This is a genomic window from Micromonospora sp. CNZ297 (genome assembly GCF_007827625.1).
The window spans coordinates 615,021-638,993 of record NZ_VISU01000001.1; the positions used below are offsets into that span (position 1 = coordinate 615,021).

5 protein-coding genes are annotated in these 23,973 nt (G+C 75.8%); all 5 read right to left on the reverse strand.

Features of this window, described 5'->3' with window-relative positions:
* Window positions 1-100: 100 nt before the first annotated feature.
* Genes FB454_RS02580 through FB454_RS02600 form a run of 5 tightly spaced genes read right to left on the reverse strand, consistent with a single transcriptional unit; the run spans window position 101 to window position 23,967 of the window.
* On the reverse strand, window positions 101-1,294 hold the full coding sequence (locus FB454_RS02580; RefSeq protein WP_071094402.1) for an alpha/beta fold hydrolase: 1,194 nt from the start codon (window positions 1,292-1,294) through the stop codon (window positions 101-103).
* Window positions 1,291-2,526, reverse strand: coding sequence for a hydroxymethylglutaryl-CoA synthase family protein (locus FB454_RS02585; protein WP_013287040.1), 1,236 nt, complete (start codon window positions 2,524-2,526; stop codon window positions 1,291-1,293). The genes FB454_RS02580 and FB454_RS02585 overlap by 4 nt, the downstream gene beginning before the upstream one ends.
* Window positions 2,523-2,771 carry an acyl carrier protein gene (locus tag FB454_RS02590; RefSeq protein ID WP_145822395.1) on the reverse strand — a complete coding sequence of 83 codons (249 nt, stop codon included), beginning with the start codon at window positions 2,769-2,771 and terminating at the stop codon, window positions 2,523-2,525. Before FB454_RS02590 ends, FB454_RS02585 begins: the two co-directional genes overlap by 4 nt.
* Window positions 2,768-3,703, reverse strand: coding sequence for an LnmK family bifunctional acyltransferase/decarboxylase (locus FB454_RS02595; protein WP_047890685.1), 936 nt, complete (start codon window positions 3,701-3,703; stop codon window positions 2,768-2,770). The genes FB454_RS02590 and FB454_RS02595 overlap by 4 nt, the downstream gene beginning before the upstream one ends.
* Entirely contained in the window at window positions 3,700-23,967 is a 20,268-nt protein-coding gene (locus tag FB454_RS02600) for an SDR family NAD(P)-dependent oxidoreductase (protein WP_145822397.1), read from the reverse strand. The genes FB454_RS02595 and FB454_RS02600 overlap by 4 nt, the downstream gene beginning before the upstream one ends.
* Window positions 23,968-23,973: the final 6 nt, after the last annotated feature.

The following is a 23,973-nucleotide window of genomic DNA, read 5'->3' on the forward strand; positions in this document are numbered from 1 at the left end:
CGGGTTCAGTTCAGCGCGGGCGCGCACGGGGCGACGGTGCTGGCCTTGATGGACTCCAGCTTGCGCACCGGGAGCGACTTCTTGGGCGCGGTCTCCTTGGTCATGGGAACACCTCCTCTCCACCTCTCGTCGGGACGGGGGGCACCCGCCGGCCGGCTTCGGCGGGAGATCGTGTGCCGAGGGCGTCGTCGCCGGCGACGAATCGCGCGGCGAGGTCGACGAGGCTCTCCTCGGCGTGGAACAGCGACAGGTGGTCGCCGTGCTCGGCGACGTGCAGGACGGACCCGGCGATCCGGGCGGCCACGGCCCGCGACCCGGCGGGGTGCGCCGTGTGGTCGTCCTCGCTGGTGACGACGAGCGTGCGCGTGGTCAGCCCGGCGAGGTACGGGCGCAGGTCCGTGCCCATGATCGCGCCGTTGAGCCGGCAGTACCGGCGCAGCAGTTCCGGCGTCGCGTACGGGTACGTGACCAGGTGCGCCAGCCGTGGCGGGGCGACGCCGAGCATGGTGTTGGTGAGCACCGCGTGCACCGCCGCGGCCTGCTGCGGGCTGCGGGCGGCCATCGCCATCAGGGCCTGCAGGTTCTGCTGGTGGTCGGTCTTCGGGCTCTCGTCGCCGAGGTCGAAGTCGCCGTGCCAGAGGCTCAGCGACGACACCCGCTCCGGCGCCCGCGCGGCCGCGACGACCGCGAGCACCGCGCCGCCGCACAGGCCGATCAGGTGCGCGCGGCGCAGCCCGAACCGGTCCAGCACCGCGAGGAGGTCGTCGGCCTGGGCCACCACGCCGGTGTCGGCGGAGAATCCGTCCACGTCCGCGAACAGGCCCCGCGTCTCGGGAACGAGCACGTGGAAGTCGCGGGACAGCCGGCCGGCCCAGCCCTCGGCGAGCCGGGCGGGCATCCCGCACGCGGACACCATCAGCACCGGCGGCCGGTCCGGGTCGCCGACGGCGTACGTGGGCAGCACCACCCCGTCGCCGGTACGCACGTCGGTGCGCCGGAAGCGGCAGGTGAAGTCCTGTTCGCGCGCCTCGGCGACCACGCGCGGCTCGTCCGCCGGCGGCGGTGCCGGGTTCGCGTCGAGGTCCAGCAGGTCGCTCACCACCCGCTCGAAGGGGCCGAGGCCGGCGGCGTCGGTCACCGGCGCCGGCGCAGGCACGTCCAGCCGGTCGCACAGCCGGGCCAGCGCGGCCGCGGTGGCCGGGTCGGCGCACCGCACCCGCACCGGTGGCGGCAGCACCCGCAGCAGCGGACCCGCCGCCAGCAGCGCGGCGGCCAGATCCCGCCCCGGCGTCACGCGCCCGCTCCGATCCACTCGTAGCTGCGGTGGTAGGCGCGGACGCCGGTGCAGGCGAGCAGTGTGCGCGCACCGGCCACCCGGTCCAGCACCTCGGCGTACCGCCCCGGGTCGATCCGCTTGTCCGCCACCGGCACCAGGCAGTCGGCGTTGTCGGCGAGGATCCGCTTGTACTCGTCGAACGTCAGCTCGCACCGGCCGGCGAGGTGCTCGCCGATGCGCATCCGGCCGACCTCGGCGGTGGACCGGCCGTCGACCAGGCCGCTGTAGAACTCGGCGGCGCAGCCCGAGCCGTACGAGTACATCCCGACGCGTACCGGGTCGTCGGGCCGCAGGTGGTCGATCAGGCTGGCCAGGGCCAGGTAGACCGAGCCGGAGCAGAGGTTGCCGACCAGCCGCGGGTACTCCAGGCCGGGCGCGACCCGGCGGGCGAAGTCCGCGTCGGCGTCGGGCAGCCGGTGCTCGCGGGCGAGCTTGCGGTGCGCCGCGCGGACGATGCCCGCGAACGGCGTGTGCATGGCCAGCCCGGCGAACGTGGTGGCGAAGTCGACGTCCGCCACCTTCTCCGCGTAGTGCGCGTAGGCGTTCGTCAGGCAGTCCAGGTAGGCGAACAGCGAGCGGTCGGCGTCGGCGACGTCGAACGTCGGGCCCGGCCGGGCCGAGTCGAACGTCTCGTAGCTGTGCGTCCCGAACGCCCCGAGGTCCACGTCGAGCACCCGCGGGTCGTCGCCGAGCAGCACCGCGGCGGCGCCGGTACCCATCGCCGGCTCGGTGTACGAGGCGTTCTCGTTCACCAGTGACACGTCCGTCGCGATCACCAGCGCCTTGGCGCCCGGTGACAGGCCGGCGGCGAGGTAGCCGCAGGCGAGCTGGAGCGCCCCGGTCGCGGCGTAGCAGGCCTGTTTCACCTCCAGCATCCGGCAGCGGCGGCTCAGCCCGAGGTGCCGGTGCACGTACGAGGCGATCGACTTGCTCAGGTCCAGGCCGGACTCGCTGGAGGTCACCAGCAGTTCGATCCGGTCGCGGTCGGCCTCGTCCATCGCGTCGAGGATCGGCTTGGCGGCGTTCACCGCGTGCGTGACCGGATCCTCGAACGGCAGCGCGACCGACTTCGCGGTCATCATCAGGTTGCCGAGGCGGGCCGCGTCCAGGCCGCGCCCCTCGAACAGGACCGGCACCGCGACGGAGGCCACCCCGCAGTACACGTTCAGGGCCTCGATGCCCACGTTCATGCCGTCACCTCGCAGAGGTACGCGACCAGGTGGTCGATGTCGGGCAGGTCGCTGAAGCTGCCGAGGGGCTCGTCGACGCCGAGCCGCTCACGGAGGGTCAGGATGATCTCGACCCGGTCGATCGAGTCGGCGCCCAGGTCGCGCAGGTGCGCGTCCCCCGGGATCCGGTCGCCGGGGACCGCCGGCAGGATCTCGGCGATCACCTCGTGGACCACCCGCCGGACCGCTTCGTCGCTGGCGCTCACGTCGTTCCCTCCGTCCGGGTCTGCGCAAGGGCCACCGCGAGCGGCCGTCCGGTGTCGCGGTCGGCGAGCACCACCCGGACCGTCTCGTCGGCGCCGGGCACGTCGCCGCCCGGCCGCCGGGACACCCGCACCCGCAGCACCGCGCCCACGTCGGCGTTGCCGAGGTAGCTCATCCGCTGATCCAGCACGATCCGCCGGAGGAAGCCGGCGTCGGTGCCGCCGCGGTGCCGCCACAGCCGCAGCGACGCCCAGTCCACGATGGAGAAGTAGGACGCGAAGTAGAGCAGCCCCACCCCGTTGAGGTCGCGGCTCGGATCGACCGGGTAGTCCAGCGCCAGCCGGTCCAGCGGGTCGGACGGGTCGGGCTCGGCGCCGAGGGCGCGCAGTTCGGCGTACGCGCGCCGGGGCGAGTGCCGCGCGGGCAGCACGGGCAGGTGCCCGTGCCGGAACCCCGGTGGGGACGCGCTGCGCAGGTCGCCGTTGCCGCCGGACGGGCCGCGCACCACCCAGCGGTTGAAGTTCTGCGCGTACAGGCATCCCGGGTCGGGGTGGGCGTAGAACTCGTCCGGGTCGACGACGCGTCCCGGCCGGTCGCCGCGCCGGATCTCGTGCAGCGTCAGCACCGACTCGCTGCCGGAGGCGAAGGACCGCGAGTCCACCCGCAGCACGTCGCCGAAGGTCATGCCGCGCACGTGCAGGTCCGCGCCGCCGCGCAGGTGGATGTAGTGGAACGCCAGGTAGGTCGGCATCCCGTCGGCGTCGCGGGCGGTGTAGACGTTGGTGTCGCAGAGCGCGCTGACGGTGTCCCAGGTCCAGTCGCCGACCTGGCCGACGAACAGCGACCCCGGCCCGCACATGCCGGGCCGCACCACAGTCGTACGGGTCGTCGCGTCGGGACCGAGCAGTTCCAGCTCGGGAGTCAGGACGGTCACGACCCCTCCCCTCCGGCGCCGCGCAGGAAGTCGGTCAGGATCCGGTTGCACTCCCGAGGGCTGGTCAGATACGGGAAGTGGCCGGCGTCGGCGATCTCCTCGTAGCGGGCGCCCCTGATGCCCTGGTGCAGCAGCCGCGCCGTCTCCGACGGGATGACTGTGTCGTGCCGGCCCTGCACCACGAGCGCCGGCAGGTCCAGCTCGCCCAGCCGGTCGCGGAGGTCCGGCCGGGCCGCGAACACGTCGAGGTAGCGCAGCCCGGTCTGGGGGTCCATGCTCTCGCAGCGCAGCAGCAGCGCCTCCACGGCGGCCCGCTCGTGCCGCAGCCGGTCCGCGCCGGACCCCTCGATCGTGCGGTCGAGGTCCTGGGCGGCCACGACGGCCAGCCGGTTGATCTCACCGACCCGGTTGCCGATCTTGTAGGAGCTGCCGAGCAGGATCAGCGAGGCGGTGTCCTCCGGATGGTTCAGGGCGAACGTGAGCGCGACCAGGCCGCCGAACGACGCGCCCGCGACGTGGACCGGGCCGTCGACCCCGATCTCCCGCAGCACCCGCAGTTCGAGGGCGGCGATCCCGTCCAGGGTGAGGTCGGCCGAGGCGGTGCTCGCCCCGACGCCGGGGTGGTGGACGCTGATCACCTGGTACCGCCCGGCCAGCGCCTCGAACTGGCGCGCGAAGACGCCCGCGCCGATGTTGAACGGGTGCGCGAGCAGCAGCGGCGGGCCGTCGCCGGCGGTGAAGACCTCCACCTGGGCGCCGGCCACCGGCACCACCCGTCGGCGTACGGCCGGCTGGTGTTCCCGCAGCACGCTGCCGTTGTCGTCGGCCGGCGCCTGGTCGCGCAGCGCCTGCCGGACGTCCTCGGGCACCCGGTCGGCGGGCTGGTAGACCGCCCGGGCCGCCTCCCCGGCCGTGCGGACCCCGCCGGTGACCAGTTCGGGCATCTCTCCCGGTGCGGCGGCGAGCGCGGCGACGGCGGCCACCACCGCCTCGGCGTCGTCGGGCCCGAAGCCGACCGGCACTGCCAGCCGGACGGTGCCGGCGAGCGGCCCTCCGATCGCCAGGTGCGGCGCGCCCCGGACTCCGGCGCCGGCGTAGAGCCAGGCCAGCCCGGACATCGTGGGGTGCTCCTGACCGGCCAGGCCGGGCATCCGGGCGAGGTCGAGCAGGACACAGTGGGCGCCGTCGACGTCCACGACCGGCAGGCCGGCCGCCCGCAGGCCGTCGCGGAGCACCGCGACCGCGGCGACGCGCCGCCGGACCAGTTCCGTGACGCCCCGGCGGTCCGCGAGGGCGGCCCGCAGCGTCATCCGGGTGGCCCGGTCCACCTCGGAGCCGCGCCGCGCCACGTGCTCGCGCAGCCGCGCCGCCAGTTCCGGGTCGCGGGTGGCGACCAGGCCGCCCGCTGTGACGCCGAAGTCCTTGGACAGGCTGAGCGTCGCCGTGTCGGCGACGGCGAGCAGGTCCCGCACCACCGCCCAGGGATCCCCGCCGGGGCCGGCGAGCGCGACGGCGTTGTCGACGACGCGGCTGGCGTCCAGGACGAGCGGCACCCCGTGCGCGGCGGTGACGCGGCGCAGCTCCCGGAGGGCGTCGGGTTCGACTGGTACGCCACCGGCGGCGTTGTTGGCCGCCTCCGCCACCACGAACGACACCGACCCGGCGGGCCGGCGGGTCAGCTCCGCCGCGAACGCCTCGATCGTCTCCGGGTCGAGCCGGCCCACCCCGACGGCGACCGGTTCGTAGCCGAGGTCGGCGAGCGTCGACAGCCAGGTCGGGAAGGCCGCGGCGTGCAGCACGACGCCGCGCGGGCCGGGGTGGCAGCGGCACAGCAGTTCCTCGGCCGTCCGCCCGGACCGGGTCGGCACCACCTCGGGCATGGGCAGCCAGTCGTGCGCGGTGAGCTCCGGCGGGCCGGACCGTTCGGCGAGCAGCCGCGTCCGGGCGGCGACGAAGCCGTCCGCCCGCTCCGCCCACGAGTCGGTGAGCAGGTCGAAGGGGACCAGCTCGGTCGGCAGGGCGAGCGCGTTGTACCCGTGCGCGGCCAGCAGATCCGTACGTCCCGGCCGCAGCGCCGGGTCCGGCGGCGGTCCCGCGTCCTCCGGCGGCGCGGCGGCGTCCGACGGCACGGCGTCGTCCGGCGGCACGATGGCGTGCGGCGGCGGTGCGGCGGCGTCCGACGACGGTGCGGCGTCGTTCAGCGGCGCGGGATCGGCGGGGGCGCCGTCCACGAGATCCGGATTGGCGATCATCAGGATGATGTCGGTGACCGACGTACGGTCGCCGGTCGCCGGCTGGCACAGGTAGATCGGCGTGTTCTCGGGCCGGAACTTGTTCTTGAACTGGAAGTTGCCCGGCCCGAAGACGCCCACCGAGTGCAGCTCCGCCAGCGCGTCCGCCACCGCCGGGTCGGCGTTCGGCGACTCGGTGATGGCGACGCCGAAGCTCGCCCCGAAGCTGAACGACGTGCAGCCCTCGGCGGCGGTCACCTCGATGATCCGGACGATCGCCCACTCCAGGCCACCGGCGGGCATCTCGTCGGCGTAGAACTCCAGATCGAGCAGGTATCCCCGCTCGGACGGGATCCGGGTGACGATGACCGCGTTGACGAGAACGTCGTCCACACGGGTGAGGAAGACCCGGTGCCGGGGGTCGAGCGTGCCGCCGCCGATCTCCTCCCGGACCACGCCGACGTACGGGTTCACCATCTGCTTGCGGCGACCCCAGGAGTCGATCAGACCGACGATCTGCCGGTCGGTCTCCGGCGACGCGCCGGCCTGATACTCCTCGATCCGGCAGTCACCGGCCCGCTCGAACCGGTGCAGGAGGCTGCGCAGGCGCTGCATCCGGCCGCCCCGTACGGTGAACGAGGCCAGGTCCGTCAGGCGCTGCACCGCCCCGAACGGGGTCGCGGTGACCGGTTCCCCGGCGACCTCGGTCAGGTGGGCCAGGGACAGGAAGTTGGGCCGCAGGCCGTTGCGCCGTGCCCACGCGATCCACTCCGCGACGAGGTCGTGGAAGTGGTCGTGGTGCCCGACGAAGCTCCAGGCGAACACGTCGTCGCCGCGGACCGAGAAGTTGACGTAGCCGGCCCGCGCCGAGTCGACGAACGCGTACGGTGCGATGTCCCGTCCGGCCAGCCCGCCCTCCTTGGCGTGGCGGCGGTCGAGGTCGGCCAGGAGGTCACGCAGCGCCGGGCGGCCGGGCAGGGTCCGCTTGCGGACGACTACCGGCTCGCCGTCGACCTCGGCGCCGCTCTCGATCGTCCGGCCGGTGGCCCGTGGACCGGTGCCCGTCTCGGTCCGGACGCCGGTCCCGGCGGACCGCCCGGCCAGGAACGCGGTGAGGTCCGGCATCGTGGGGTGGTCGAACAGCAGGGTCTTGGGCAGCGCGCCGTAGCGCTGTTCCAGGGCGCCGACGACCCGCAGCATGTCGAACGAGGTGAGGCCGCTGTCGGCGAACGTCCGGCCGGGCTCGACGGCACGCTCCAGCACCCCGGTCACGATCTCCTCGACGCCGTCTCCGGCCGGTGTGACCGGGCGTGGTGCCCGCGTACCGGCGGCCACGAGCGCCGCCACCGCCTCGACCGTGTCGTGCTCGTACAGGTCGGCGGCGGTGATCTCCACGTCGAACGTCGCCACCACCAGCCGGGCCAGCTCCATCCGGAAGATCGAGTCGAGGCCGAGGTCGGCGAACGCCCGGTCGGCGGTGATCTCCGTACGGTCGGCGCCGAGCACCCGCGCCACACAGTCCCGTACCGCCTCGGCCACCTCCGCGGGCGCGGGCCCCTGGGCGACGGCGCCGGTCGGCCGTTCGGCGCGGCCCGGCTGGTCGACCGGGCCGTGCGGTTCGACGGGGCTCGTCCGCTCGGGGGCGGCCGGTCGCTCGGGGGCGGCCGGTGGCGCGGCGGCGGGTGGCGCGGCAGCGGCGGGACCGGCTCCGGCCGGGTGGGTGGCCGGTCGGGCCGGGCGGGCGAGCACGCCCACCGGGGCCGCGCCGTTCGACGCGGGTCCGCCGTTCACCGCTCCCGCGTCGGCGGCCGTGCGCCGACCCGCGCCGTTCCTGCGCGACGCCGACGGATCACGCAGCACGATCCGGTCGGCGGCGGTGCGCCGGACCGGGGCGGGCGGCTCCGCCGGAACACGCGGGGCGGGCAGCTCGGCCGGGGCGGGCCGGGAGGGTGCGGCGGCGCGGGCCGGGCCCTCGTCGAACCAGAACGGCCGGGCGTCCAGCGGCGGGGCGGGGACGGAGATCCGGGCCGGCCGGTGGTCCCAGGTCGCCGCCCAGTCGACGTCGCCGCCGGACAGCCAGGTCTCGGTCTCCGCGTCGAGGCGGGGCGGCGCCTCGCCGCGCAGCACCGCCACCGCCTCGGCGGCGTCGGCGACCACCGCGGCGAACCGGTGGGCCAGGGCCTCCCGTCCCACCTGGAGCGTGTACGTGGCACGGGCCATGTCGGTGCTCTCCGCGAGGTGGTCCGCGACCCGGCGCCGGTACTCCGCCAGCGCCGCGGGGCCGGACGCGGACAGCACCAGGCGCCAGGGGCCCGACGCCGGGGACGCCGGCAGCGGCGGCGGCGACTGCACGACCACGTGGGCGTTGGTGCCGCCGAAACCGAACGAGCTGACCCCGGCGACCCGGTCGCCGGTCCACGGCACGTCGTGGTCCAGCACTGTGAACGGGGTGCCGTCCAGCCGCAGGTACGGGTTGCGCCGATGCTGGTGCAGCGTGCGCGGCAGCCGTTCGTGCCGCAGGCTCAGCAGCACCTTGAGCAGCCCGGCGATGCCGGCCGCGGCCTCCAGGTGGCCGATGTTCGTCTTCACCGTCCCGACCGCGATCGTGGCGTCCACGCCCTCGAACGCCTTCTTCAGCCCTTCGATCTCGATCGGGTCGCCGAGCCGGGTGCCGGTGCCGTGGGCCTCGATGTAGCTGACGCTCGCCGGGTCGACGCCGCCGGCCCGGTACGCCCGGCTGACGACCTGCGCCTGCGCCTGCGGGTTCGGGGCGGTCAGCGACGGCCCGCGGCCGGCGTGGTTCACCGCGCTGCCCCGGATGACGGCGATCACCTGGTCCCCGTCGGCGACCGCCGCGCGCAGCGGTTTGAGCAGCACGACGCCGCAGCCCTCGCCGCGGCCGTATCCGTCGGCGGAGGCGTCGAACGTCTTGCACCGGCCGTCGGCGCTGAGCATGCCCGAGGACTGGAACGCCACGAACAGGCCGGGGCTCAGCAGCACGTTCACCCCACCGGCGAGCGCCGTGGCGCACTCCCCGGCCAGCAACGCCCGTACCGCGCGGTGCACCGCGACGAGCGAGCTGGAGCAGGCGGTGTCGACGGCCTCGCTGGGGCCGCGCAGGTCCAGCAGGTAGGAGACCCGGTTGGCCAGGATGCAGTCGGCGAGACCGCTGGCGGTGTGGGCCTCGACCGGCACGTCGTGCGCGCGGAGCAGGTCGTCGTAGTCGCAGGCGGACACGCCGACGAAGATCCCGGTGTCGGTGCCGGCGAGGTCCGCCGGCCGGTATCCCGCGTCGGCGACGGCCTGCCAGGCGGTCTGGAGGAACAACCGCTGCTGCGGGTCCATCAGCGCGGCCTCGCGCGGCGCGATGCCGAACAGGTCGGCGTCGAACGAGCGTACGTCGTCGAGGAAACCGGCGCGGACACCGGCGGTGGCCGGGTCGCCGAGCAGGTCGGTGCGGTCGGCCGGGACCGCGCGGACGAGGTCGTCGCCGGCGGCGAGGTGCCGCCAGAAGGCGTCGAGGTCCGGCGAGCCGGGCAGTACCCCGGCCATTCCCACCACGGCGACCGCGTCGGCCGGCAGGTCCGCCGAGGGCTCGGCGGCCTCCGCCGCGGGCCGGGCCGCCGTGAGCCCGGCGTCCACGGTGGCCGGGGCCGGCCGGGCCGGGAGTACGGAGCGCAGGTACGCGCCGAAGGCGGCGAGCGTGGGGTGCTCGTAGAGGACTGTGGGCAGCAGGTCGACGCCGAAGCGCTCGTTCGTCTCGTTCACCAGCCCGGTCAGCGAGATGGAGTCGAAGCCCAGGTCGAGCAGTTGGATGTCCGGGTCGACCTCGTCCGGTTCGACGAGCAGGAACCCGGCGGCGAGCGCACGCAGCTCCGCGTCCAGGTCCAGCTCCGGGTCCGGAACACCGGCCGGGGCCTCCGGCGCGACGTCCGCCGGGCGCTGCACCGCCACCACCGGTTCGGTGCCCGACACGACGCGGTCGAACGCCCGTACCGCGTCGGCCGTCGGCAGCGGGGCACTCCCCCAGCGCCGCGCGAACAACCGGCGGGTGGCGTCGTCGACGGCCATCCCACCGTCGGCCCACAGCGGCCAGCAGACGGACACCGTGCCGGGTCGGCCTGCGGCGAACTCGTCCAGGAACGCGTTGGCGTACGCGTAGTCGACCTGCCCGAGGTTGCCGGTGCGTCCGGCGATCGACGAGCACAGCGCGAGGAACTCCAGCGGTTCCGTGCCGAGCGCGTCCACCAGGTGCCGCAGGCCGAACACCTTCGGGGCCAGCACCGCGTCGACGGCGGTCGCCGGCTTCGTCAGGGCGCGGGCGTCGTCGTGCACGCCCGCGGCGTGAATCACCCCGTCGATGCGCCCGTAGCGGCGGCGGATCTCGGCCACGGCGCTGCGCACGTCGGACTCGACAGTCACGTCCGCGCGGACGAACGCGAAGGCGTCGTCGGCCGGCGCGGTCCGGCCGACCAGCACCACCGCCGAGGGCGTACGGGTCGCGGCGAGATGCGCGGCGAGGTGCCGGCCGACGGCGCCGGTGCCGCCGACCACGACGTACACGCCGCCGGTGCGCCGGACGGCCGGGCCGGGCCGGAACGGCACCATCCGGCGTACCTCACGGACTCCGCCGGTCCAGCGGATGTCGTCGACCCGCTGCTCCGGCGGCCCGGAGACGTGCCACAGGTCCGCCTCGGCGGTCACCCCGCCCCGGACCACCGCCCCGGAGAAGCCGCTGTGCTCCAGCGCGAGCGTGCGCAGCGCCGCCGTCACGGCGGTGTAGGCAGGCCGCTCGTCCGGGCAGCCGACGACGATCCGCAGCGACGCGGCCGGATCCGGGGTGAGCACCTCGACGGCGGCCCGCAGGACGGTGTGCAGGCTCTCGCGCACCTCGTCGGCGAGCCCGCCGGCACGGGCCGGCAGGTGCACCACGATCACGTCCGGGTCGGCCTGGTCGTGGCGGCCGCCGAACGTCGGGCCCTCGCCGATCACCCGGATGCGGGCCGGCGGTCGCCCACCCTCCGGCGGCGGCTCGGCCCGCCACTGCGGCCGCAGGTACACGCACGGGTCGCTCTCGGGCACGCCGGTATCCCGCGCCGCCACGTCCGGCACGACGCTCCCCGGCACGACAATCTGCGGCACCGCCACCTCGGGCACGACGACGGTCTCCCGCACCGCCGCCTCGGGCACGGCGGTCTCCGGCACCGCCGCCTCCGGTACCGCCAGGCCCGGCAGCACGGCGGTCCGGCCGCCGGCGGTCCGGTCACCCTCCGGTACGGACGGCGGCGCCGGTGGCCGTGCGGTACCGGTCGGCTCGGGCAGCCACAGCCGCTGCCTGTCGAACGGGTACGGCGGCAGCGGCACCCGTCCCGGCCGTACCGGCCAGCGGCCCGCCCAGTCGACCGGGACGCCCCGTACCCACAGCTTCGCCGACTGGTCGAGCCGGCCGCGGCGCAGCAGGTCGGCGGCGATCTCGGCGCCGCCGTCGCCGTCGAACAGCGGATCGGTGCCGGCGGTTCCGGTGATGACCTCGCCGGCTCGCAGCCGGCGGACCAGCTCGTCGATGTCGGACACGACGACGGCGAGCCGGTTGTCGAACTCCGCCCGCCCGACCTGGGTGCTGTACGCGAGCTGGTCGAGGCGCGGGCGCGTCCGCTCGACCAGGTCGGCCAGGTCGGCCGTGAGCGTCCGCAGCTGCTCCGGGGTCCGCGCCGACAGCACCACGACGTGCGGCCCCGGCTGGACGGGCGCGGGCGGCGGCGCGGGATGCTCCCGGACCACGAGGTGCGCGTTCGCGCCGCCCGCCCCGAACGAGCTGACCCCGGCGCGCCGGGGCGCGGTCCACGGCTGTGCGCTCGTCGGCAGCAGGAACGACCCGGACAGGTCGATGCGGGAGTTGACAGTGGACAGGTTCGCGCAGGGCGCGATCGTGCCGTGCGCGAGTTGCAGCAGCACCTTCGTCAGGCCGGCGATGCCGGCGGCGCCTTCGAGGTGACCGATGTTGGCCTTGACCGAGCCGACCGGGATCCGCCGGCCGTCCGGCAGCGCGTTACCGAGCGCCCGGCCGAGACCGGCGATCTCGATCGGGTCGCCGAGAGCCGTGCCGGTGCCGTGCGCCTCCAGATAGCCGACGTCGCCGGGTGTCACCCCGGCCGCGGCGAGCGCCCGGACCACCAGGTCGGCCTGCGCGGTGGGGTTGGGGACGGTGTAGCCGGCGGTCCGGCCGCCCGCGTTGACGAAGCCGCCCTCGATGACGCCCCAGATCCGGTCGCCGTCGCGCAGGGCCGCGGACAGGGGTTTGAGCAGTACCGCGCCGACGCCCTCGCCGGGCACGAACCCGTCGGCGCGCTCGTCGAACACCTTGCAGGCGCCGTCGGCCGACAACATGGTCATCGACGACAGCGCGATCAGGTGCGCCGGGTGCAGGACCAGGTTGACGCCACCGGCGACGGCCGCCGAGCACTCCCCGCGGCGCAGGCTCTCACAGGCCAGGTGGACCGCCGTCAACGAGGAGGAGCAGGCCGAGTCGACGGCGAAGCTCGGTCCGGTCAGGTCGAGCGTGTACGACACCCGGTTGGCGATCGACCAGTACGCCGAGTGCCCGTCGGTGTAGCGGCCCTCCGGCCAGCCCTGCGCGGCGGCGATGCGGCCGTACGAGCCGTACATGGTGCCGACGAAGACGCCGGTGTCGCGCGGCAGGGCTCCGCCGAGGGCGCCCGCGTCCTCCAGCATCAGCCAGACGGTCTCCAGGAACAGCCGCTCCTGCGGGTCCATCGCGGCCGCGTCCTTCGGCAGGATGCCGAAGAAGCCGGGGTCGAACCGGTCGACGTCGGTGAGGAACCCGGCCCACCGGCTGTACGTGTGCCCCGGCCGGCCGCGGCGCGGGTCGAAGTGCTCGCGCCAGTCCCACCGCTCCGGCGGCACCTCCGTGATCGAGGTGGTGCCGGTGACCAGGTTCTGCCAGAACCGCTCCAGGTCCGGCGCGCCGGGATAGCGGCCGGACAGGCCGACGACAGCTATCGCGTCCGCGTCGCCCCGGGCGGCGGAGGCCGAGGTGACCGAGGTGACCGGGGCGGCCGGGAACGCCGGGACGGCCGGTCGCTCCGGTTCCGCCGGGTGAACCGGCGCCGGCACGGCGTCCACCGCCGCGACGCCGAGCGTGGCGGCGAGCGGGCCCGGCCGTTCCCGGGCCAGGTGGTCGGCGAGCTGCTCGATCGTCAGGTGCTCGAACAGCAGGGTGGCCGGCAGGTCGCCGAGGTCGGCCGAGAACCGGCGTACGAGGTGCTGGCTGACCAGCGAGTCGACGCCGAAGTTGTCGAACGTGACGTCGTCGTCGAGCTGGTCGGGGCGGTACTTGAGGACCTCCGCGAAGACCGCGCGGACGTAGTCCCGGGCGGCGCGGGCCGGCACCCGGTCCACCGGCGCCGCACCGGCCGTCGCCACGAGCACGCACTGCTCCTGCTCGTCGTCGGGGACACCGGGCATGCCGAGGATCCGGCCGGTCAGGCCCGCCTCGGCGAGCGCCGCGCGCCACCCGGCCGGCGACAGCAGCGGGGAGTGCGGCAGCCGCCGCCGGGCGTCGGTGAACCGCCACCAGCCCGGCAGGAGGCCGAACGTCGCGGTGAGGAAGTCGGAGGCGCGGGTGACCTCGTTGAGCAGCAGCACACCGCCGGGGCGCAGCAGGGATCGGGCATGGCGCAGGCTGCGGACCACGTCCGCGGTGGCGTGCAGGACGTTCGTGGCGAGCACGACGTCGTACGAGCCGGCCTCGAAGCCCTGCCCGGCCGGTTCCCGTTCGATGTCGAGGACGCCGAACCGCAGGCCCGGATGGCGTCCGCCGAAGCGGTCCTCGGCCTCGCGGAGGAACGCGGTCGACAGGTCGGTGAAGTCGTACCGGACGCCCGGGCAGGCGTCGAGGACGAACGCCGAGCCCGCGCCGGTGCCGGCGCCGATCTCCAGCACCCGGCCCGGGCGGCCGTCCGTCCGTCCGAGCGCGGCGGCGGCCTGCGCCGCCACCAGGCGGTGGTAGAAGTCCGCGGCCTGCTGCCCCTGGTAGACGGCGGCGACCAGGTCGGTGCTGCCGCCGGGGAAGAGCACCTCGGTCGGTGAGGTCCGGCCGTCCAGGACGCCGGGCAGGGCGTCGACGCACCGGGCCAGCAACGCGACGTGCGGGGCGAGGTCGGGGTGCCGGGCGAGCACGGCGGCGGTGGACAGGCCGGCCGGGGGCGCGGACACGGCCGCGGCGACGGCGGCCGCCAGCGGCCCGGAGGCCGGCACCTGACGGTCCCGGAGCCGGTCGCGCAGCAGGTCGCGGGCCAGCCCGTCGAGGGTACGGAAGGCCGCGCTGGACCGGTCCAGCGACGGGTCGGTGTCCCCGGCGGCGGCGCCGTCCGTCGAGGGTGGTGCCGCGAGCGCGGTGACGGCGTCGTCGGCGGGCGCCGACGGGTGGACGCCGAGTGCGGCGAGCCCGTCCCTCGTGCCCTTGAGGACAGCCACCTGTGGGTGCGGGCCGGCGAGGATCCGCTCCAGCGCCGCGACGCCCTCGGCCGGCTCGATGGAGCCGATGCCCAGCGTCGCGAACCGGGCCGCGTACCCGGGGTCGGCGACCACGCCGACGCTGCCCCACCAGCCCCAGTTGACCACGCGTACCGGTTGTCCCCGGCGGTGCAGCGCCAGCCCGTACGCGTCCTCGAACGTGCTCGCGGCGGCGTAGTTGGCCTGCCCCGGGGCCGGAGCGAACGACAGCGCCGAGGAGAACAGCGCGAGGAAGTCCAGCGGCTCGCCGGCCAGCGCGTCGGCGAGCACACCGACACCGGCGACCTTCGGCCGCAGCACCTCGGTGAACGCCGCCTCGTCCATCGCGGACAGGGCACGGTCACGGAGCACGACCGCGGCGTGGAACGCGCCGTCGACGGGCCCGAACCGCTGTCGAGCCTCGGCCACCGCGCGGCGGACCGCGACGGCGTCGGTGACGTCGGCACGCAGGTAGACGGCCTGCCCGCCCAGCGCCTCGATCTGCGCCACCAGGGACCGGATGCGCTCGTCCTCCGGGGACCGGCCGAGCCACACGAGCCGGGCACGGCGGGTCCGGGCGAGGTGACGGCTGACTTCGAACCCGATGCCGCCGGTGCCGCCGACGACGAGGTAGACACCGCCGTCGCGCAGCGGCGCCACGCCTGCCGGCCCGGCCACCGGCTCCAGGCGGCGGACCAGGCGGCGGTCACCACGCAGCGCGACGAGTCGGTCGGTGCCGTCCTCGCGGCGGATCGCGTCGGCCGGGGTGACGTCGCCGGGGCCGGCGTCGACACAGGTGACCCGCCACTGCGGATACTCGGCCGCGATCGCGCTCGCCAGCCCGGCCAGGCCGGCGGCGTGCGGGTGGACCGGCTCGCCGGGCAGGCCGGCCACCCCGGACACGACGAATGTGAGCGTCAGCGGTCCCCGGTCCGCGCCCAGGTCGAGCAGGCGGCGCAGCAGGCGGAACGCCTCGGGCGTCGCGGAGTCGTCCTGCGGCGGGGCGGCCGGGTCGGCCGTGCGGGCGAGCACGTACACCGTGTCGTACCGGCCGGTGGGCAGCTCGCCGAGCGGCAGCGTGTCGTCGGCGCCGAGGGCGGCGGCGAGCGCGGCGTCGGCGGGGCTGTGCACGGCGAGGGCCCGCCCGGCAGGCGGTTGGCCGGAGGGCGCACCGGCCGGCCGCCAGGCCGGGACGTACAGCAGGTCCTCCGGCGGCGCCGTCACGACCGGCCGGCTCTCGGCCGATGCGGCGCCGGACGCGTTGTAGGGGCGCAGCGTCACACCGTCGAGCCGGGCCCGGACGTCGCCGGTCAGGTCGGTGAGGACCACGTCGAACCGTCCGCCGTCCCGGCGTACCACGTGGACGCGGGCGGTCGTCGGCAGCCGGTCCGCGACGAAGACCGACTCGACGGCGAACGGGACGAGCATCCGGTCGGCGGGATCGACCAGCCCGGCGACCGCCTGCAACGCCCCGTCGAGCAGCTGGACGTGGCTGTCGGGGCCGGTGGCGAGCATGCCGAGCGCCTCACCGGCGCCCAGCCGCAGCTCCGTCAGCACCCGGAACGACGGCCCGTAGCGCAGACCGGCCCGGGCGAATCCCGCGTACAGGTCGTCGACCGGACGGCGGACGGGGCAGCGGGCCTCGACTGACGGCAGGTCCACCCGCTCCGGCGGTGCCGGGTCGGGGGCGCGGCGGGTGGCGACGGCGTGCGGTGTTCCCCCGACGGTGAGGGTGATCCGGTCGTCCCGGGTGACGACAGCCGTCACCGGCTCGGTGACCACGACGGGCCGCAGCCAGGTCACGTCGGCGGCACGGGCGGTCCCGCCGGCGGTGGCCTGGCGCAGGAACGCCGCGCCGGGCAGGACCGGGACGCCGTGCAGCGTGTGGTCGGCCACCAGCGGGTCGGCCGGGGTGAGGGCCGTCTCCCGCCGGTCGCGGCCGGTCCAGAAACGGTCGCGGGCGAAGGGGTACGTGGGCAGCGGGATGCGACGCCCGGCCGGCATCGCCGTCCAGTCCACGTCCGCGCCGGCCACCCAGCGCTCGGCGAGGGCGACCAGGTCGGCCGGCGCGTCGGGCGCGGGCGGCCCGCCGGCGAGCTGCCGGACCAGGTCGGCGGTGTCGGCGGCGACGAACGCGGCCCGGACCGCCAGGTGCGCCCGGCCTCGCGCGAGGGTCGCGGCGACGTCGTGGACGTCGGCCGGTTCGGTACGCAGGCGCCGGGCCAGCCGGTCCGTCAGGTCGCGCAGCGCGGACGCGGTACGGGCCGAGACGGGTACCACCACCGGCCCGGTGCCGGTGCCCGCCGTCGCGGCCGGCGCCTCGGCCACCACGAGATGGCAGTTGGTGCCGCTGAAGCCGAACGAGCTGACGCCGGCGACCAGCCGGTCGTCGTGCCACCCGGTGAGTTCGCGCACCACCGGCAGCCCGGGGATCGGCTCGGTGGCGTGCGGGGTCGGTGGCAACTGCCGGTGCCGCAGGCTGAGCAGCACCTTGATCAGGCCGGCCACGCCGGCGGCCATCGTGGTGTGACCGATGTTCGCCTTGACCGAGCCGATCCGGCAGTGCGGGCCGACGACCTGGGCCAGCGCCTTGACCTCGATCGGGTCGCCGAGCGCGGTGCCGGTGCCGTGCGTCTCGACGTACCCGACCTCGACGCCCGCCCGGGCGTGGACCTCACGCAGCAGACGGACCTGGGAGACCGCGCTCGGCGCGGTGATGCCGTTGGTACGGCCGTCGCCGTTCACGCCGCCGGCGAGGATGACGCCGTGGACGTGGTCGCCGTCGGCGAGCGCCCGGTCCAGCCGCTTGAGGACGACCACGCCGACGCCCTCGCCGAGCACGATGCCGTCGGCGGCGGCGTCGAACGGCAGGCACCGGCCGGTCGGCGACAGCATCCCCGTCTGGCTGGTCCAGACCTGCATCTGCGGCGTGCACATCACCGCGACGCCGCCGGCCAGCGCCGTGTCGCAGTCGCCCGAGCGCAGGCTCTCGCAGGCCAGGTGCACCGCCGTCAACGACGACGAGCACGCGGTGTCGATCGCCATCGTGGGCCCGGTCAGGTCGAGCAGGTACGCGATCCGGGCCGGCAGGATCGAGCTGGCCCCGCCGAGGAACGCCTCGCTGCTGTCGCTGCGTCCGTGCCGCTCCAGCAGCCGGGGATAGTCGCCCGCGCCGCAGCCGACGAAGACGCCGCACCGCATCGGCCGCCCGGCGTACCCGGCGTTCTCCAGTGCCGCCCACGCCTGCTCCAGGAAGATCCGCTGCTGCGGGTCCATCGCCTCGGCTTCGAGCGGTGAGATGCGGAACAGCCCGGCGTCGAACGCGTCCACGTCGTCCAGCAGCGCCGCCCACCGGCTGCGGGTGCGGCCGGGTGCGGCCGGGTCCGGGTCGTAGAGTCCCGTCAGGTCCCAGCGGTCGGACGGCACCTCCCGGATGGCGGACCGGCCGGCGGCGAGGTTGTCCCAGAACGTGTCGAGGTCCGGGGCGCCCGGGAATCGTCCGGCCATCCCGATCACCGCGATCGCAGTCGACGGGTCCGCGCCCGGCGACGCCGCGTCCGAGGCCGGTGTCCCGGCCGGTGCGGATGACGACGCCGGTGCCGGTGTCGCCGCCGGTGCCGGCTCTCGGTGGGAAGGCGACGCGGGCGGTGGGCGGACGGCGAACGTCAGCGGCGGGGGCTCCGGGGCCGTGGCGGGGGCGGCCCCGGACGGCGGGGCAGTCCCGGGCGCCGCGCCGGGCGCGGTCAGGACCAGTGGCGGCGGGCCCGCGGCGGCCGGCGAGGCGACAGCCGGCGCGGTGACAGCGGCCGCAGCGGGCGCGGCCACCTCGGCGACGGCCGGCGTAGCGGCCTCGGTGACAGCGGGCGCGGGTGCGGCGGGCCCGGGCACCTTGGCCGGGACCGGTTCGTCCACGACGGACGGCTCCGGGGGCGCGGTGGCCTGGGCGCGCAGGGAGGCGGACTCGGCCAGGTTGCGCAGCACCGCCTGGGCGAGATCGGGCACTGTGGGGTGGTCGTACACGGCTGCCGAGTCCAGGTCGGTGCCGAACCGGCGGTTGAGGTCCCGCACCAGCTCGACGGCGCCGATGGAGTCCAGTCCCAGGTCGGCGAAGGTGCGGGACGGCAGCACCTCGTCCGGGCGCAGGTACAGCAGGGCGCCCACGATCTCCGTCACCGCGTCGCCCACCGCGCCGTCGTCCGGTCCGGGCTCCGGCTGCGCGGCCGGCGTCGCCCGGCTACGGAACTCGTCGACCTTGGTGAAGTGCTCCCGTACCAGGGCGGCGGACTCCGCGCCGAGGACGTTCCCGTGCATTCGGACCTCGCTGGCGATGACCTCGGGCAGCCGGTCGAGGATCCGGCCGGCGAGTTCGTTCTTGAGCGACCGGATCACCGCCGGTGGCTTGTCCGCCATGGACCGGGCCAGGTCCAGCGCGGCCGGAACGACTTCCTGCGGCGGCAGCACGGTCACGCCGGCTCCGCGCCGGCTCAGCTCGGCGCCGGTCATCGACCGTCCGGTCAGCATCATCTCGGCGGCCAGGGCGGGGCCGAGGCGTTGCTCCAGGATGTAGGTGGCGCCCATGCCCGGGGTGAAGCCGTAGCGGGTGAAGTTCGCGCTGTACACCGACGTGTCGCCGAGGACGACCACGTCGCCGTAGCAGGCGAACGCCAGTCCCCCGCCGGAGGCGTGCCCGGCGGCGGCGGTGACGACCGGCCGGGTGCAGCGCAGGATGCCCTCGTACACGAGCGCGGCGTCGGTGAACGTGCCCTCGCCCTCGGCCAGCGCCCGCAGGGCCTCGGGAGTGCCGCCCATGCTGAATACCGAGCCGTGGCCGGTGATCACCACCGCACGTACGTCGTCGCGCCGCTCGATCTCCGCGAACGTGTCCCCCAAAGCCGCGAGCAGCCCGTCGGTGAACATCGGCGCGCGCATCGACACCAGCGCGACGCCCTGGTCCAGGACACGGAACTCCAGGTCCGGCCCGTCCGGCACGACCACGTCGCCGTCGACGGCCGGTGGCGGGCTCGCGGCCACCGCGACGGCGTCGCCACCGCCGGTCCCGGCGCGGAGCGTGCCGGCGGAGCCGGCGCGAGCGGCGTCCCAGCCGCCGATCCAGCAGGGCTCCTCCGGCAGCGGGCAGGTCGGCAGCGGTACGCGGCGGGGATGCCCGTCCGGGTAGCAGGCGGACCAGTCGACCGCGCCGCCGCCGACCCAGTGCCGGGCCACCTCGTGCAGGTCACCGGCCCGGAAGGCCGCCACCGGATCGCCGGTGGCGGGCGCGCCGGTGGTCACCACGTCCCCGGTGTCCGCACCGCGGGCGAAGCGTTCCAGCGCGCTGCGCAGCGCGTCGGTGCCGGACGTCACGACGGCGATGCGGACCGCCTGCGGCGCCCGTCCCACCTGCGTCGTGTAGGCGATGTCGCGGACGCCCCGGTCCGCGGCGAGTTCGTCGAGGCGCGTCGCAACGCTCAGCCGGCCGATCGCCTCCACCCCGACCAGGTCCGCCAGCCGCGCCGGGTCGAGCCCGAGATCGCCGAGGGTCGCCGACGTTTCCAGCGCCTCCTCGGGTACGCCGAGAAGGTCGGCCACCGCCGCGGTCGGGCCGGTCGACTCCGGCAGGCCGGCCGCCATCGCGCCCGCGTACGCCCGCAGTGTCTCGGCGGTCGGCGCGGAGAGCACCACGAGCGCCGGCCCGTCCGGCGCGGGTGCGGCGGCGGGGGCGAACTCCTCGACCAGCACGTGCGCGTTGGTGCCCCCGGCGCCGAACGCGCTGACGCCGGCCCGCCGCGGTACGCCGGGCGGCGGAGTCCACGGCTCCAGCGTGCGCTGGACCCGCAGCGGCACGGCGGCGAAGTCGATGTGCGGGTTGAGTTCCTCGGCGTGCAGCGACGGCACGAGCGCGCGGTGCCGCAGTTGCAGCAGCACCTTCGTCAGGCCGGCTATCCCGGCGGCGCCCTCCAGGTGCCCGATGTTCGACTTGACCGAGCCGATCGCGCACGCCCCGGCCGGCAGGTCCGCACCGTCGAACGCCTGCCGGAGGCCCTCGACCTCGATCGGGTCGCCGAGCGCGGTGCCGGTGCCGTGGGCCTCGACGTAGCCCAGCGTGGCGGGGGCCCAGCCGGCCGAGTCCAGCGCGGCGCGGACGAGCGCGGCCTGGGAGCCGGGGCTCGGTACTGTCGCCCCGGCGGTACGTCCGGTGTGGTTCACCGACGTCGCGCGGATGACGCCGTACACGTGGTCGCCGTCGGCGAGCGCGCGCGACAGCGGCTTGAGCAGCACCGCGCCGACCCCCTCGCCGGGCACGTAGCCGGTGCCGTCCGCGCCGAACGCGCGGCACCGGCCGTCGGTGGACAACCACTGCCCCTGCGCGAGCTGGAGGTACTTCTGCGGGTGCACCGTCACGTTCACGCCGCCGGCCAGGGCGAGCGTGCACTCGCCCCGCCGGATGCTCTCGACCGCGAGGTGCACGGCCATCAGCGACGACGAGCAGGCGGTGTCGACGGCCAGGCTCGGCCCGGTCAGGTCGAAGGTGTGCGAGACGCGGTTGGCGATCGCGCAGTGCATCGCGGTCGGGGCGACGCCGTCGGTGGCCCCGCCGACGAGCTGGTAGTGGTTCCACATGACGCCCGCGTAGACGCCGACGACCTCGCCGCGCAGGGTCTCGGGCGGATGTCCGGCGTTCTCCAGGGCGTGCCAGCAGGTGGTGAGGAACAGCCGTTCCTGGGGGTCCATCCGCTCGGCGTCGCGCCGGGACACCCCGAAGAAGGTCGGCGCGAAGCGGTCGACGCCGTCGAGGAAGCCGCCCCACCGGCCGTACGTACGCCCGGGGGTGCCCTTCTCCGGGTCGAACAGCGCCGCGTGGTCCCAGCGGCCGGCGGGCACCTCGGTGATCGCGTCGACGCCGCCGGCCAGGTTGCGCCAGAACGCGTCCAGGTCGTCCGCGCCGGGGTAACGCCCGGCCACGCCGACCACCGCGACCGCGTCGTCGCCCGGCCCGCCCACGGCCGGCTCACCGACAGCCGGTCCGCCGTCGGACCCGGCAGCCGGGCGCGAGGCGGCGGTGGCCGCAGCCGCACCGGCGGCCGGCACGAGTTCCCGCAGCCGGTCCGCCTGCCCGTGCAGGACCAGCACCGCGTCGTACGGACCGCGCAGCACGTCGCGCAGGACGCCCAGCGCGGTGTCGGTGGGCATCGGCTCCTGGCCGGTGTGCTCGGTCGAGCGGCGCAGGGCGTCGGCGGGCGCGCGCATGCCGCCCTCGGCCCAGTACGGCCAGCCGATGACGACGGTCCGGCCGCGACCGCGCCGCTCGACGTGCCGCAGGCCCGCGTTGGCGTACGCGTAGGCGGCCTGACCGGGGTTGGCCACGTCGGCCGAAGCGGAGGAGAAGGCGACCAGGAAGTCGAGCGCGTCACCGGCGGTGGCGGCGTCGACGTGGCGCAGGCCGTCGAGTTTGGGGGCGGCGACGGCGGCGAGGTCGCCCGGATCGCCGCGGAAGAACAGCCCGTCCCGGGTGACGCCGGCGCAGTGCAGGACCCCGTCGATCCGGCCGAACCGCTCCCGTACACCGGTCACCGCCGCGTCCACAGCGGCGGCGTCGGTGACGTCGGCGATGGCCACGTGCACCTCGGCGCCCGCCGCGCGGCACCGGTCGACGAGCGCCGCCGCGGGCGCGGTACGCGACAGCAGGGCGATCCGGGCCCGGTGCCGCCGCGCGAGGTGCGTCGCGAGGACGGCGGCGAGACCACCGGATCCCCCGGTGATCAGATAGACGCCGCCGTCGCGGAACGGCTCCCCGCCCGTGGCCCCGGCGGCCGGGTCCACCTCGCGCCATCGCCGCACGAGACGCCGGCCGCCGACGTGGCGGACCTCCGGCTCGGCGTCGCCCGCGCGCAGCTCGGCGCGTACCGCGGTGGCGAGGTCGCGGGCGTGATCGACCTGGACGAACCGGCAGCGCAGGCCGGGGATCTCGGCGGTCACGGTACGGGCCAGCGCCGCGGTCGCCGCCTGCTCGGCGGTGGTCTCACCGGCGTGCACGACGAGCAGGTCGCGCGGTCCGGCGTCAACGAGGGCGGTGGCGGCGCGCCACAGGTCGGCGGCCGGGTCGTCGGTCAGCAGGACGACGGCGGGCGGCAGGTCAGGGGCGTCGCGGAGCCGGTCGACGGAGTCCACGTGGGCGGCGGCGAGCCCGGCGGGGAGCGCGCCGCCCACCACGAGCGCCTCCGGGGTACCGGTGCTCGGCGGCGCCGGGTCCGCGGGCACCCAGGCGTCGACGAAGGACAGCACCGTCGACTCGGGGGCGGCCGGAGCCGCGGCGGCCACCGGCGCGTCGGACGACTGAGGGACGGCCGGCGCGGCCGGGGCCTGCCCGGTGGACAGGTGCGCGGCGAGCGCGTCGATGGTGGTGTGCTCGAACAACAGCGTCGGGTAGAGCTTGCGGCCGACGAGCTGCTCGACCCGCTCGGTGAGCCGGAGCAGCGCGACCGAGTCGAAGCCGAGGTCGTAGAACCCGGTGCCGGTCGCCACCTCGGCGGGCGGCCGGCCGAGCATGTCCGCGACGGCGGCGCGCAGCGTGTCGGTGAAGCCGTTCGCGGCGCCCGGCGAGGACGCCGCGGGCTGCCCGGGCACCGTCGCCGGTGGCGCGGCGGCGGGCCGGACCGGCGCGGCGTCGGCCGACACGTCGGCGAGCAGCCGGCGTACCAGCCCGGATTCGCGGATGCGCTTGCAGGTGAGGCCGGTGAAGCCGGCCAGGAACCGGCCGTCCGCGTCGCGGATCGTGTAGTCGGTGGTGATCACGTCGCCGGACGGCGCGAGCCGTTCCGGGCGCGGCACGTGGACATGACACGTCGGCGGCAGCGGCTCGGGTGCCCGGAACTCCTGGACGAACATCGGCACGAACGGGTCGTCGGTCGGCATCCCGACCTGCCCGAACCCGGCCAGCGTCGAGGCGTCCAGCGAGGCCGGGTGCAGGTGGAACCCGGCGGCTGCGGCCCCCGGTTGCTGCTCGCGGGTCAGGTCGGCCAGGAGCGCGCCGCCGCCGATGTGCAGGGTGCCGCGGCAGCGCATCGCCGGGCCGTGGCGGATGTGCTCCCGTACCGCCCGCTGGTAGAGCACCTCCACGTCGTCGTGCCGGTCGGCGGCGGCCCGCAGCGCGGCCAGGTCGAGCGGCGGCGGGACCGGCTCGTCGGTGAGGCAGATCAGCCCGTGAGCGTTGTCGTGCCAGCCGGACACCGGGTCGTCACCGCGAAGCCAGCGGCTGCGGACGGTGAACGGACGCCCCGCGTCCTGTGGTTCGCCGATGGTGAGCACGACCTCGCGGTCGAAGCCGTCGGTGGTGACGATCGCCTCGGCGAGCACTGTGTCCCGTACGCAGAGCCGGCGGTGGTCCCAGCCGGCCGCGACGGCGGTGCGGTAGACGAGGTCGAAGAAGACGACGCCGGGAAGCACCGACACCTCGTGCAGCCGGTGGTTCCGCATGACGAAGTCGTCGTGGGTGAGCCGGAACCGGCTCTGGACGTCGGCCATCGGGAA